General features: G+C 43.3%; 11 protein-coding genes. 8 read left to right on the top strand and 3 right to left on the bottom strand.

Going from position 1 to position 13,901, the window contains the following annotated elements; genetic code table 11:
- Positions 1-3: 3 nt before the first annotated feature.
- The 5 genes from porD (at position 4) to BM008_RS10890 (ending at position 6,339) form a co-directional block, all read left to right on the top strand.
- Positions 4-264 (top strand): pyruvate synthase subunit PorD, encoded by a 261-nt coding sequence (gene porD, locus BM008_RS10910; RefSeq protein WP_091936869.1) that lies wholly within the window; start codon positions 4-6, stop codon positions 262-264.
- Positions 265-1,479: a pyruvate synthase subunit PorA gene (gene porA, locus BM008_RS10905; RefSeq protein ID WP_091936867.1), complete on the top strand. Its 1,215-nt coding sequence runs from the start codon at positions 265-267 to the stop codon at positions 1,477-1,479.
- Entirely contained in the window at positions 1,476-2,351 is an 876-nt protein-coding gene (porB, locus tag BM008_RS10900; protein ID WP_091936865.1) for a pyruvate synthase subunit PorB, read from the top strand. Before porA ends, porB begins: the two co-directional genes overlap by 4 nt.
- A 255-nt stretch (positions 2,352-2,606) precedes the next feature.
- Complete coding sequence (gene nth / locus BM008_RS10895) at positions 2,607-3,260, top strand: endonuclease III (RefSeq protein WP_091936863.1); 654 nt, start codon at positions 2,607-2,609, stop codon at positions 3,258-3,260.
- Positions 3,261-3,537: 277 nt separating this feature from the next.
- Positions 3,538-6,339, top strand: a complete 2,802-nt coding sequence (locus BM008_RS10890) for a NosD domain-containing protein (protein WP_091936862.1) — start codon at positions 3,538-3,540, stop codon at positions 6,337-6,339.
- A gap of 24 nt (positions 6,340-6,363) precedes the next feature.
- Here the strand turns inward: BM008_RS10890 and BM008_RS10885 are convergent, their stop codons facing one another.
- The gene (locus BM008_RS10885) at positions 6,364-7,086 is read right to left on the bottom strand and encodes a flavodoxin family protein (protein ID WP_091937003.1); all 723 of its coding nucleotides are present in this window, start codon (positions 7,084-7,086) and stop codon (positions 6,364-6,366) included.
- A 394-nt stretch (positions 7,087-7,480) separates the two neighbouring features.
- Between BM008_RS10885 and BM008_RS10880 the strand changes: the two genes are divergently transcribed.
- Positions 7,481-8,542 (top strand): GNAT family N-acetyltransferase, encoded by a 1,062-nt coding sequence (locus BM008_RS10880; protein WP_091936860.1) that lies wholly within the window; start codon positions 7,481-7,483, stop codon positions 8,540-8,542.
- A gap of 30 nt (positions 8,543-8,572) precedes the next feature.
- On the opposite strand, the gene BM008_RS10875 is transcribed toward BM008_RS10880, so the two are convergent.
- Together BM008_RS10875 and BM008_RS10870 are read right to left on the bottom strand one after the other, a co-directional pair.
- Complete coding sequence (locus tag BM008_RS10875; RefSeq protein WP_091936858.1) at positions 8,573-9,280, bottom strand: DNA alkylation repair protein; 708 nt, start codon at positions 9,278-9,280, stop codon at positions 8,573-8,575.
- A 104-nt stretch (positions 9,281-9,384) separates the two neighbouring features.
- Positions 9,385-10,254, bottom strand: a complete 870-nt coding sequence (locus tag BM008_RS10870) for a hypothetical protein (protein WP_091936857.1) — start codon at positions 10,252-10,254, stop codon at positions 9,385-9,387.
- Between the two features lie 211 nt (positions 10,255-10,465).
- Here BM008_RS10870 and BM008_RS10865 point away from each other — a divergent pair, with 211 nt between their 5' ends.
- The gene (locus BM008_RS10865) at positions 10,466-12,121 is read left to right on the top strand and encodes a SulP family inorganic anion transporter (protein ID WP_091936855.1); all 1,656 of its coding nucleotides are present in this window, start codon (positions 10,466-10,468) and stop codon (positions 12,119-12,121) included.
- Positions 12,122-12,208: 87 nt separating this feature from the next.
- Positions 12,209-13,885, top strand: a complete 1,677-nt coding sequence (locus BM008_RS10860) for a SulP family inorganic anion transporter (protein ID WP_091936853.1) — start codon at positions 12,209-12,211, stop codon at positions 13,883-13,885.
- The last annotated feature ends 16 nt before the right edge of the window (positions 13,886-13,901 follow it).

Genomic DNA, 13,901 nt, shown 5'->3' with positions numbered 1-13,901 from the left:
GAAATGACTATCTTACCAGGCGGGGTCTGTGAAGCAGGCACCACAAGGGTCAACAAGACCGGTGGATGGAGAACTTTCAAGCCGGTTTATGACTACGATAAATGTATCAAATGTAAGTTATGCGAACTCCTGTGTCCAGACAGTTCAATAAACCCAAGGGATGACGGATTCTTTGAGTTCGACTATGATTTCTGCAAAGGATGTGGGATCTGTGCGAACGAATGTCCAAAGAGCGCAATTGAAATGGTCCTGGAGGAGAAATAAATGGCACCAGAGAACAAACTTGATAAGAGCAAGATGGTCGTTGTAGAAGGATCATACGCTGTTGCACACGCTGCTAAGGTCTGCAGACCAAACGTTATCTCAGCATATCCTATCACACCACAGACCCACATTGTAGAGGATCTCTCACAATTCATGGCAGACGGTGAGATACCAAACTGTGAATACATCAATGTAGAATCTGAGTTCTCAGCACTCTCTGCACTTGTAGGTTCTTCAGCAGCCGGTGCAAGATGTTATTCAGCAACAACCTCACAGGGTCTTGAACTTATGCATGAGGTACTGTTCAACATCTCAGGTATGAGACTCCCTGTTGTGATGACCATCGCTAACAGAGCTGTCAGTGCTCCTATCAGCATATGGAATGACCACCAGGATGCGATCTCCCAGAGAGACACCGGATGGTTACAGCTCTATGCAGAGAACACACAGGAAATATCAGATATGACCGCACAGGCATACAAGATATCAGAGGACAAGGACATCCTCATGCCTTCAATGACCTGTATGGACGGTTTTATCCTTTCACACGTTTACGAACCTGTTGTACTTCTTGAACAGGACCTCACAGATGAATTCCTGCCTGCATACGAGCCAGAGCACGTTCTTGATCCAAAGAACCCACTGAGCTTCGGAGCATTCGCAGACCCTAACTACTACACAGAGTTCAGGTACCTGCAGGAACAGGCAATGCAGAAAGCCCTTAAGAAGATAGAGGATGTAGCAAATGAATTCTACGACGTATACGGAAGATACTACGGAGGACTTATTGACGAGTATCGAACAGATGATGCAGACATCATCATCATGGCAATGGGATCCATTGTCGGAACCATTAAGGACGTCATTGATAAACTCAGAGACAGGAATGTAAAGGTCGGTCTTCTGAAGGTCAGATCATTTAGACCATTCCCTGTTGAAGCTATCAAGAATGTTGTCAAGGATGCAAAGGTAGTTGTTGTGCTTGACAAGAACATCTCACTCGGACTTAACGAAGGTGCACTCTTCACCGAAACAAAGTCCTCACTCTACAACACTGACATCAGAGTACCTGTCGTAGGCTATATGATAGGACACGGTGGACGTGACATCAAGATCGACACGATCGAGAAGATCATTGATGAAGCAGAAGAGGTCATGAAGACAGGTATCAAGATCGAGAGCCAGTTCACTGATGTGAAGGAGGAACTACTATGAAATCACTTCTAGCCCCGGGACACAGAGGATGTGCAGGTTGCTGTGACGCAATGGCTGCAAAGTTCGCACTTATGGGCGCCGGAGAGGACTGTATAGTCATCAACCCTACCGGATGTCTTGAAGTTATGACCACCCCATACCCAGAAACTGCATGGGATGTACCATGGGTACACTCACTTTTCGAGAATGCAGCTGCTGTAGGCTCCGGTGTTGAGGCTGCTCTTAAGGCACTCGGCAAAGCGGATAAAGCCAAGGTACTTGTTATGGGAGGAGATGGTGCAACACTTGATATCGGTATGCGTTCCATCTCAGGAGCCTTCGAGAGAGGTCACGACCTCACTTACGTCTGTATCGACAACGAGGCTTACATGAACACTGGTGTGCAGAGAAGTGGTGCAACACCTTTCAATGCATCAACCACAACAAGCCCTGCTGGAAAGGTTTCCTTCGGAAACGACAGACCAAAGAAGAACATGCCTGCTATTATGGTAGCACACGGTGCACCATATGTTGCAACCACATCCATAGGATATCCAAAGGACATGATCAACAAGGTGAAGAAGGCTGTAGACATCGAAGGTCCAACCTATGTTCACGCACATGCTCCATGTACCACAGGATGGGGATTCGACACTTCAAAGACCGTAGAGGTCGCCAAGATGGCAGTACAGACAGGTCTCTGGCCACTGTACGAAGTTGAAGAAGGCGAAGTTACCAAGGTCAGAAAGATCGGCAAGAACATCAGACCGGTCGAGGACTACCTTAAGATGCAGCGTCGTTTCAAGCACCTTTTCACCATGGAAGGTGGAGCTGAAGAGATCGCTAAGATCCAGGCACTCGCTAACAAGAACATTGAAGTTTACGGGCTCTAAACCCGTATCTTTTCTTCTTTTTATTTTTCAAGACAGTTTTCTATTCGTTAGCTTTATATCCTAATACTCACTTTCAGAGAGTCCTCACTTTTATTGCTTTGGGATATGAGAATTATTCCGTCAACTTATATTTACGATAAAATATTATCACCTATTTATTCATCGTAAAATATTGTTCATGTTATTATTTTTAGTTCTAGTGGAAACAATGGGGTACTCAATAAAGCTAAGAAGTATCATACCATAATCCATTTCATGCCTATGAATTCCGCTGTTCCTGACAATCGAGATAATTTCAACCAGATATTCAAACTTCTGCAAGGCGAGTATCCCAATGCTGAGCCTATGCTTCATTTTAAGAATCCACTGGAACTGCTGGTCGCAACGATCCTCTCAGCCCAGTGTACTGATAAACAGGTGAACAAGGTAACACAGGTGCTGTTCAAAAGGTACAGGAACGTGGAGGATTTTGCTGAAGCTGACCTTACAGAGCTTGGAAAGGATATCTACACAACAGGATTCTACCACCAGAAGGCAAAGCACATCATAGGAAGTGCACAGCTGATCCTGACAGAGTTCGGTGGAAAGGTCCCTGACACAATGGAGAACTTGTTGAAACTGCCCGGAGTTGGCAGAAAAACAGCGAATATCGTACTTGCAAGAGGATACGATATAATCGAAGGTATTGCAGTGGACACCCATGTGACCCGCCTTTCACAGAAACTCGGGTTCACAACTAACACTGATCCGAAGAAGATAGAAATTGACCTCATGGAACTTGCAGAAAAGAAAGACCTTGAGAACCTTTCCATGACATTGATCCTTCATGGCAGGAATGTATGCATTGCCAGACGTCCGAAGTGCGGCATCTGCGTTGTGAGCGGTCTGTGTCCTTCAAGTGAAGCTTAATATCACATTATTTCTCTATTATTTTAGTCTGTTCTATTTAATTTGATATGCTCAGTTGAACATCCTGACAAAGCCAGTGGGCATACAAAACTATTCTTCTGTACATTAGAGTTTAGTGCACAAATGATATCCTTCATTTTCACAGTATAACATAGGAAATATTCACATGGTGTACTGTATTTGATCACAAAAGTACTATTTTAAATAGCATAAAATATATTATTCGTGCATATACAAACAAAACGTAATAATTATTCTAACTTTTCATTGAGGTTCCATGACAGCAAAATTCCAGCATACTCTCCCGTTTATCTCAATCCTGAAAAAGTTCTTTGCTCCATGGAACATGGCTTCCAGATTTAAGAACAGTGTATATACTTGCCTGTTCGTCCTGTCTATGATAGTCCTCAGTATTAGCATTGCTTCGGCAGGAACCCTCAATGTGACCACTGTTGCAGGACCCGGGAACTATACTACCATACAGGCAGCAGTAGATAATTCCAGCTCCGGAGATACCATATTTGTATATCCAGATACATACACTGAGAATGTCATTGTAAATAAGTCCGGTATAAACATCATCTCAACAGAGGGAGCATCTGCAACAAATATCGTTGCACCAGCTTCAGGTAACGTATTCTATGTAGCGGACACCTACGATGTACTGATAGACGGATTCAACGTGAGCGGACCTCTTCCTTTGAAAAGTATCTATCTGTACAATACAAGCAGTTCCACTGTATCCAATATAACAGCCATCTCCGGCACCTACGGTATCTACCTTGAGGAAGCAGATAACAATACACTGGCTGACAATGATCTTCAAAATAATTCAGATAGTGGAATCAGACTGAATAGTGCGGATAATAACTCGATCACAGACAACACTGCGATCTCGAACATCAGAGGTTTCTATATATCAGATTCAGTTAGCAACACACTTTCAGGGAACATAGCTAATCTGAGCACCCAGTTCGGTTTCCATCTGAAGAACACCAGCAGCAATACGATCACAGATAACAAGGCCTACTCAAATGGTTTTGATGGTATCACCCTGAACACTTCAACCAACAGCATAATAATGGACAATGAAGCCGGTTCTAATGCTCACTATGGTATCTATCTTGATGCTTCGAGCAATAATACCGTCACTGGGAACACGGTCAATTCCAATGTGGAAATAGGTATCTGGCTGGATGCTTCGCACAATTGTACGGTCACAGGGAACACGGCCAACCTCAATCCTGATTATGGTATAGCACTGGAGTATGCAGATGATAATACACTGGCGAACAATAGTGCCGCTTCCAATGGTGTGGGATTTGCCCTTGGTGTCTCAAATACCAACACTGTGACAAATAATACCGCAGAGAGCAATGGATACGGTTTCACACTGGCATACGCCAGTAACGGGAACGTGCTGACAGAGAACGCTGCAAATAGCAGTGCCGTTGCAGGGTTCCTTATACTTTCATCCGGCAGCAATACACTTACAGGCAACACAGCTCATCTGAACGCCAACGGTATCCGTCTGATAAGTGCAGCCAGCAATCTGATCTACAATAATCTCTTCAACAATTCGATCAATTTCGTTGATGGAGGAGGGAACTCCGGCAATACATGGAATACCACGCTGCAAGTAGGCACTAATATCATTGGTGGAACCTATCTGGGAGGGAATTACTGGGCCACACCAACAGGAACAGGGTTCAGTGAGGTAAACCCTGATATCAATGGTGACGGAATAGCCGATGAAAGCTATACACTTATGACAAGCAATGTGGACCAGCTCCCATTGGCCGTGCCAAGTCCGATACTCAGTCTCGGAAATATTGCAAACCTCAGTTATGACTGGGGAACTTTCGATCTTAACCACTCTGTCACTGTAACAAATCAAACTGCTGACAATGTGACCATTTCCTATAATGTTTCATGGATAAGTGACGGTAATCCTGGTACTATAACAGATGGTGAGACAAAATGGCTGAACCAGACAGTAACAAATGACACGATACAGACCATCAGTGTCCTTGTTCACGCTAATAATACAAACCCTGCTGAAAATGATTCGGCTGTCTTTACAATAGATATCACACCAAGGGATATTGTTATGGTCTCCAGCCCCTCTTCAGGAACTATGGGCAAGGGAGAGGATTTCTGGATCAATGCCAGTGTCACTGGAGAATATAGTGAGACATTCATCGGAAATGCAGACCTTATAAGTGACGGGATAGTAACAGACACCATCGCTGTTACCGATGGGAATGCAAGCTTCCAGCACAACAGATCAGCAACTGGTACCTATACATTTGCGGTCAGATTCTACAACACATCACATTATTACAACACTACCTCTTCCAGTTCCGTTATTACAATACCTGGTACAACATCGGGCAGTAGCGAGGATACAGGAAGAACCACGTACATGGGAGGAAGCTTCCGGTCCGAGAATACCACTGCAACCGACACTTCAGTAACATACGTACAGAACGGATCCAATAGGATCGTATTCGATGATCCACAGGGTCCTGTAGTAAGTATGGAGTTCACAGCTGACCGGAACATAGGTTTTGTAGCTGCAAGGGTCCAGATACTGAAGAATGATACAGGTAAAATATCTGAGTATCCTGACAGACCTCAGGGACCTGCTATCAGCATTACCATCGGAACAGAGGAAACACTAAGCAATGCCAATGTTGATGAGATCGACATCGATCTGAGAGTTAGCCAGGAATGGATAGACGATAACAATGTTGACCCATCTACAATACGTCTGGCAACATACCGTGATGAAGAGTGGACAGACCTCTCCACAGAACAGAGTTGGGAGAGTGCCGGGTTCGTATATTTCAGTACTAAGGCAGACATGCTTGGAACTTTCCGTATAGTTGGAGATGAAGTATCAGAAGCACCTGCTTATGAAGAAAAAGAGATCATCGGGGAAGATAACGATATACCCTCACCTGAGGAACAATATGATAGTAATGTTCTCCCGGTGGCTGTAACTATCCTGATCGTGGCGCTACTGGCAGGAGCATTGTTCCTGCTGGCAAAGCATCGGAAAGATGAAGAAGAATAAATGGAAGGATGATCTGCATCCTTATCATTTTTCCAGTTCATCCAGAATATTCTGAGTATACTGCTTCACTGCTTCAAGATACACGTCCCGTGTCATCAGTTCACGACTGACAGTGTCCAGTGTTCCCTGTGACATACGGCCTTCATTTACCAATTGACTGCCTGCTTCCTTTGCAGCCTCGAATATGTCACCCAGTGGTGCACCCATCTTGAGCATTTCTGCCATCATCACACCATGAGGACGTAGTAGAGCTCCTGAATACTGCAGCGATGCGTTCTCACAGACCGCCTGCATGTGAGTGACCAGCGGGTCGAAGTTCTCCTTTTCCCAGAAACCACAATTTGAGACCAGAACCATCTTACGCTCTTTTTGTGTTCCCCGTACCGGATGACGGCAACGGCCATCACGTAATTCGATGTGAGGTTCCACCCTTGGGAGCATGCGATCTATCACATTCTTCATTGGACCGTTGACCCCATCCACATAGAGCGGGGATGCGAACACGAACACATCAGCTTCGTTTATTACCGGGTAAAGCAGTTGCATATCATCTTTCTGAAGACACTTTCCGGGTGTCCTGTACCAGCAATTGAACTCACCCATACATGGATTGATATCCATTTCCCTGGTATAGAACAGATCGACATCTGCCCCTGCCTCTTCCATTCCTTCGATGAATGGATCCAATATCATTGCAGTATTGCCCTTTTCCATACTTGGACTTGAATTGATAGCTAAGACTTTCATTTCCTTCATCACCTGTTAATGTTATGAATTTCAATGGAAACATGGAAAGTACGATAAATGGCAAAATGGAAAAGTCGTTATACCTCAAAAAATACAGAAATCAGTTAGTTTGCCAGAACTCCCACTCTTAATTATCCCATATAACAGATCGACCTTAGAAGATATATTATTTTCTCTGTGAAATATTATTACTATCCCTTAGTCTATCGAGATTTTCAGTATGTAACGGCGTTATCCATAGCATAGTACATTGCGAAACTTATTAATAGATAAATAAAAGACTATACTATATATTGAAAATTCTGGGTCTTACATCATGAATTTTTAAATTTGAAAGAATGTGAGACCTCAAAAAGCACATCCGGGTCTCACAAGAAAGTAATGGGGGTTACTTATGACACTACTGAGACCTTTCGTTGAAGAGGATAACAGCGATCTGCTGGAAATTGAGAGATCATGTCCTCAGGGAAATGAGAAAATAGCTGAAGCAATGGACAAAAGTCCTAATGCAGTGGCAAGATACGACATGTATGACAACTGGAAAGTCTTTGTCGCTGTGGAAGATAATCAAACGGCCGGATGGGTAGGATGGACACTGAAAGAGGATCCGGCTGGAAAAAAGTATGGATATCTCACAGAAGTGATAGTTCATCCTCGTTTTCAAAGACATGGAATTGCAACAGAACTTGTGAAGAAAGTAGAAAGTGATCTGCGTGAGAATGGTGCTTCTTACGTATACTGCTATATCTTTGAAGAAAATACGGCTTCAAATGCTGTTTTTTCTGAAGCGGGATATCAGAAAATGGGTATTACGCAGCTTCAGGCAAGCTCTGTTTACAAAAAAGCAGACATTGCTCCTGAATTTCAAGTTCGCACCGCTGAGAAAAGTGAGATACCTCAAATAGTTGAACTCATTAATAGCTACAATAAAGATAGAGCCCATTTTGTTCCATTTACTTTAGAGAGCTTTATGTATCATCTTGAAAAGATCCCGGATTATGATCAGGATAATCTCTGGGTGGCCTTATCAGATGGCAAGATCGTTGCATGTACCGGACTCTGGGACCTGTCTGTGATCGCAAAAGTATACTATGCAAGAGAACCTGCTTCCATGAGAATACTTGGTAGTGTAATGAATTTCATTGATCACTTCACAAGGATGCCAAAAATCCCTGCAGAAAATGAACTTTTTGAGATATATTACCTGACAGACTATGCATTCACTCCAAATGAAGATGAAGCAATGTTAAACCTGCTGAAACGTCTGAACAATTTTGTGCTGGAAGAGAACAGATACTATCTTACATCGCTTATAACACCTGATGACCCTCTTGTTCCGGTGTTCAAGAAGTGTAAACCTCTTGTGGAGAACTGGAACATATATGCAAAGTCATTGGATGATGGAACTGTCGATCTTGAACCATTGTATCTGGATATCAGGGATTTTGTCATGTGAAGTAATAAGAACTGAGCTAAAAACGATCCATTATTTTTCCATAGCCTTAGCTCTCAGTTCCTTCGGCATCTTCTCAATAGCATACCTGAGAGCAGTCCGTGGCATTACATCCTTTTTCGCCACCACGTAATCAAATACTTCCTGTTGATGCTGCTTGCTTGCTTCCTTGAGCACCCACCCATATCCTTTCTGCACAAGGTCATCCTCATCGATAAGCAACATGTCAGCGATCTCAAAGATATCATCAAGGAATTCTCCCCTGCGAGCCGCTAAAATGAGAGTTACTGCAGCAGCACGCCTGTACCAGCGATTCTCAGAAGCCGTCCACTTTTTGAGCGGATCAATGAACTGAGGATACATGTCGATGAACGTACCTATGCTGTGATTGCAGAGAGTATCGCATTTTGCCCAGTTGTTGACATATTCCCCTACCCACCTCTCGAACATGACAAAATCCTCAGGTTCATACTGCTTTCTCAGGTTGTACGACCATTCGAATGCAATGAACGCTTCCTCCATGTAATCAGAACTCAGGAGTTCCTCACAAAGCGCAAATATCTCCTGCTTGCTCTGGTTGGATACTTGCTTGTAATAGGCTTTTGCTATTTTTCTGGCAACTGGTGTCTTCATGCCATAGCATTTTATTGGTTCTTTGAAGAAGCGGTTCGAGCTGGCTTTGGCTTCTTCGTCAGAGTTTTGTTCAAGCTCGGCTCGGAGTTGAGTGATCATGGGGTTCATGGGAGTTTATTGGGGGGATGGGGAGATAATTTAGAGGGATGTTATGAATTATTTTAAAAACTATGGTTATTTTGTCTATTGAATAAATAGATTCAATAAAGGCATTATAATGTTACTGCACTGCTGCTGTATTTCAAAAGAAATTGGTTTTTCCAATTATGATACGTTGTTTCATTATCAGTTGACCGAACATCTATTGTGTAGGCTATTCCATTGTCCACTTTTACAACAACTGTTTCATCTCCCCTGCTATACATAATGCTACTAGTAGTAGGAATATTAATTTCATTCATCAATAATCCATTGGGATGATAAACTTCCAAACTATCATTTATATTAAAACCAAAACTTTCATGGTCCTTTTCATGTGTCGAATCTATCGTGAGGAAAAAAGGAATTTCCTGAGGGCTATCACCTGGAATTACTGGTACAGGAAATGGTAGGCCTTCTATAGAATAGGTATAACCAGGTGGGAAAGAAAAATTCTGCTGTATGAGGACTTCACCACTACTGTTATCTACAATATAGATGACACCCACACCTAAATCAGGTATTCGAGCTGTTTTCATTATGTTTTTGGGTTTAACTAAAGCAATATCATCAGATTGAGCAGAATTATAAACTCTTGCTAAATTTAAAAATGAAAACTTTGTAGCTGTTTCATTTATTTGATAAATATACAGCTTTACATAATAAGAATCAACTAAACTGACATCTGGTTGATGATAACCATATTCTTGTGCGGTAACATTTGCTAGAATCTTGTTTGAATCTGAAATCTCATTTTCAAGATTCATTTGCTGAAACGCTACCCAGAACAATAAAAAAGCTATGACCACTGAACAAAGTGTTAATCTAAAAATCCACTTATTGTTTTTATCTTGATTCAAAGACTGATCTTCAAGCAAAATAATAAGTCTCTCATAAAACTTTTTTTCTTCAAACCTTTTTTTAGTTTCATGTGATTTGTTCATTGCAAGACTATTAACTGAGTTTCATTTAAATTTTATGTATTGATATTGTTAATTATTTTTTAATTTTTACGTTCAAAAATATAGAAAATACCATTTTTCATAATTTCCAATAACATTTGTAACTTATTTTCATTATCGATCGATTTTATATATTTACTCTCACTTCTACCCACCATCAAAACATCTTTGACGCGGGTCAGCTGGCTTTTCTATGGAAAATGAAAATAAAGTCTTACAATATCTCAAAGAATCGTTTACGAGTGATCTAAAGGCCGGATTCATCACGGCTGTTGTGGCGTTGCCACTTGCTATTGCTTTTGCCATTGCATCGGGTGTGGAACCTCAGATGGGGTTATACACGGCCATCATTGCGGGAATGATGGTATCGGCAACCGGAGGCTCACGGTATTCCATCACCGGACCCACCGGTGCGATGACCGTTATCATACTTTCAACACTGCACAGCTTCGGGCTGGAAGGACTACTCCTTGCAGGCTTCCTGGCTGGTGCATTTCAGATACTGTTCGGGATCCTGAAACTTGGGAAAGTTGTCAAATACATCCCTCTACCCGTCATATCAGGATTCACGAGCGGTATCGGTGCTATTATTCTCATAGGTCAGATACCAAACGCACTGGGAATTACAATACCCTCAAAAGAACACGTATGGGATACACTATACGCCATCATCTCCAACCTTGATCATGTCAGTACCACAGCAATAACGATATGTTTTGCCACTATCCTGCTTCTCTTATATCTCCCCGGACTAATGGCAAGAATAAGATACATCAACAGTCTTCCCTCTTCCATAATAGCTCTTGCACTATCGGTCCTCATGGTCTTTTACCTCAAGATCGACATACCACTTGTAGGAAGCATACCTGCCGGACTCCCGCAGATACAGATGCTCAATTTCAACCTGGACCTTCTCATGAACGTCCTCCCGGCAGCTCTCACAATAGCACTTCTCGGAGCCATCGAAGCACTGCTCTGTGCAGTTGTCTGTGACGGAATGACCAACAGCAAGCACGACAGCAACAGAGAACTCGTAGGTCAGGGAATCGCTAACATGGCACTACCTTTCTTCTCAGGAATACCCTGTACAGCAGCCATTGCAAGAAGTGCCGTCAACATCAGGGAAGGCGCAAAGACCCGTGTCTCAGGTATCATCCACGCCCTGATACTACTCATCATATTACTTTTCCTGGGTCCGGTCGCTGCTTTCATTCCCAAGGCATACCTCGCCGGTGTACTTATCCTCGTTTCCCTGAGGATGATCAACATAACTGAGTTCAGGACCACCATGAACATCAGCAAAATGGACACAATGGTCCTGCTTGCCACCTTCCTGCTAACCGTACTCACCGACCTCGTGTTCGCTGTCCAGATGGGTATGTTCCTGTCCATCATCCTGCTCTTCATCAGACTGACAAATGTCATCGACGTCCAGACAATGGAGAACTACGACAGGACAAAAGGTATCAACGCTACCATCTTTGCTGACCCTTACCTTGAAAAGAACGTCTCGGTCTACACGATAAACGGTCCTTTCTTCTTCGGAGCCATGAACGTTTTCGAAAGCAAGATAAACGAGCACATGACAATCAGTAAGCCTCACATAATCATGCGCATGAGATACGTTCCGTTCATCGACACCACCGGTATCGAGCGCCTTAAGAGCTTCATTAAGTCCAGCCGTAAATTACACCAGAAGATCTATCTCACCTCCATCCAGCCCGAGGTCATGAAAAGAATAGAAAGCGACCTGGAACTCACCGAGCTCATGGAAAAACAGCATGTGCATATTTGTGAGAGCACTCAGGATGCACTGGTATTTCTCAAAAAGAAATACGAAAAAAAGTGAGCCTTGATCATCCATGTTGAGAATATATATGTGATCGTTCCCCATTACTCTATCAGATATCTCTGATACAGAGCAGCTGGCTTTCATATGGAAATACAGAACAGGGTCTCAAAATATCTTAAAGGTTCATTCGCAAGTGATCTTAAGGCCGGATCGATAACAGCAATTGTGGGATTGCCACTGGCCATTGCTTTTGCCATTGCTTCAGGCGTGGAACCCCAGATGGGCTTATACACGGCCATCATTGCGGGTATGCTGGTATCCGCCACCGGTGGATCGAAGTACTCCATAAGCGGGCCAAGTGGAGCCATGACCGTCATCACACTTTCAACCCTTCACAGCTTCGGCCTCGAAGGAATTCTCCTCGCAGGCTTCATTGCAGGCATATTTCAGGTATCGTTCGGAATACTGAGACTTGGCAAGTTCGTCAAGTACATCCCTCTGCCCGTAATTACAGGGTTCACAAGCGGTATCGGTGCAATGCTGCTCATAGGACAGATACCAAATGCCCTCGGACTTGTCATACCTTCAAAGGAGCAAGCATGGGAAACGATCTATGCTGTCATGACCAATATCGACCACATAAGCAACACAGCAATAATGATCTGTATCAGCACGGTACTGCTTCTCTTTTATCTTCCCGGCCTTATTTCAGAGATCAGGATCATCAGGAATTTTCCTCCATCCATCCTCGCACTTGTACTTTCGATCCTTACGGTCCTTTATTTACAGATCGATATACCACTTGTAGGAAGCATCCCTTCAGGACTTCCAACGGTTCAGATGCTGAATTTCGATACAGAGCTGCTCATCGATATCCTCCCGGCAGCTTTCACTATCGCACTGCTCGGAACGATCCAGTCACTGCTCTGTGCTGTTGTCTGTGACGGAATGACCAACAACAAGCATGACAGCAACAAAGAACTGATAGGCCAGGGAATAGCCAATATCACATTGCCTTTCTTTTCAGGAATACCCAGTACAGCAGCCATTGCAAGAAGCGCTATCAATATACGGGAAGGGGCAAGGACACAGATGTCAGGTATCTTCCAGTCCCTAATACTTCTTACGATCCTGCTCTACCTCGGACCTGTTGCAGCCTTTATCCCAAAGGCATACCTTGCAGGTGTTCTCATCGTGGTCTCCCTGAGAATGATAAACATCACTGAGTTCAAAACCACCATGAACATAAGTAAGATGGATACCGCGGTCCTCCTTGTCACCTTTCTGCTGACAGTGCTCACTAACCTTGTATTTGCCGTCCAGATGGGAATGTTCCTCTCGATAGTGCTTCTCTTCGTAAGGCTCACGAATGTGATCGATATACAGACAATAGAGAACTACGACAAGGCCAGCGGGATCAATGCAACCATCTTCGCCGACCCCTATCTCAAAGATAATGTCCAGGTATACACCATAAACGGACCCTTCTTCTTCGGGGCAATGAGCGTATTCGAAAGCAAGATAAACGAGCACATGAGCATCAGTGAACCTCATATAATCCTGCGAATGCGTTATGTTCCATTCATTGACACAACAGGTGTAGAACGCCTTAAAAGCTTCATCAGGTCCAGCAGAAAACTGGATCAGAAGATATATCTTACATCCGTACAACCCAATGTCATGAGAATAATTGAGAACGATGTTGAGCTTACAGGGCTTATGGAAAAGCAGCATGTGCATGTATTTGACAGCACACAGGAAGCTCTGGCTTTTGTGAGAAATGAATATGAAAATAACAAAATACAAAAACGTATAGAGTAATATTATCTGAGTTAGA

It is taken from the genome of Methanolobus profundi (genome assembly GCF_900114835.1).
GTDB lineage: Archaea > Halobacteriota > Methanosarcinia > Methanosarcinales > Methanosarcinaceae > Methanolobus > Methanolobus profundi.
The sequence above is the reverse complement of the archived record's forward strand: the minus strand, read 5'-3'. Positions and strand labels throughout refer to the sequence as shown.

Excerpts from the sequence above, each read along its gene's own strand:
- BM008_RS10880 (WP_091936860.1), top strand. The coding sequence starts at position 7,481 with ATGACACTACTGAGACCTTTCGTTGAAGAGGATAACAGCGATCTGCTG.
- porD (WP_091936869.1), top strand. The coding sequence starts at position 4 with ATGACTATCTTACCAGGCGGGGTCTGTGAAGCAGGCACCACAAGGGTC.
- porB (WP_091936865.1), top strand. The coding sequence starts at position 1,476 with ATGAAATCACTTCTAGCCCCGGGACACAGAGGATGTGCAGGTTGCTGT.
- BM008_RS10875 (WP_091936858.1), bottom strand. The coding sequence starts at position 9,280 with ATGAACCCCATGATCACTCAACTCCGAGCCGAGCTTGAACAAAACTCT.
- porA (WP_091936867.1), top strand. The coding sequence starts at position 265 with ATGGCACCAGAGAACAAACTTGATAAGAGCAAGATGGTCGTTGTAGAA.
- BM008_RS10860 (WP_091936853.1), top strand. The coding sequence starts at position 12,209 with ATGGAAATACAGAACAGGGTCTCAAAATATCTTAAAGGTTCATTCGCA.
- BM008_RS10870 (WP_091936857.1), bottom strand. The coding sequence starts at position 10,254 with ATGAACAAATCACATGAAACTAAAAAAAGGTTTGAAGAAAAAAAGTTT.
- BM008_RS10865 (WP_091936855.1), top strand. The coding sequence starts at position 10,466 with ATGGAAAATGAAAATAAAGTCTTACAATATCTCAAAGAATCGTTTACG.
- BM008_RS10885 (WP_091937003.1), bottom strand. The coding sequence starts at position 7,086 with ATGAAAGTCTTAGCTATCAATTCAAGTCCAAGTATGGAAAAGGGCAAT.
- BM008_RS10890 (WP_091936862.1), top strand. The coding sequence starts at position 3,538 with ATGACAGCAAAATTCCAGCATACTCTCCCGTTTATCTCAATCCTGAAA.
- nth (WP_091936863.1), top strand. The coding sequence starts at position 2,607 with ATGCCTATGAATTCCGCTGTTCCTGACAATCGAGATAATTTCAACCAG.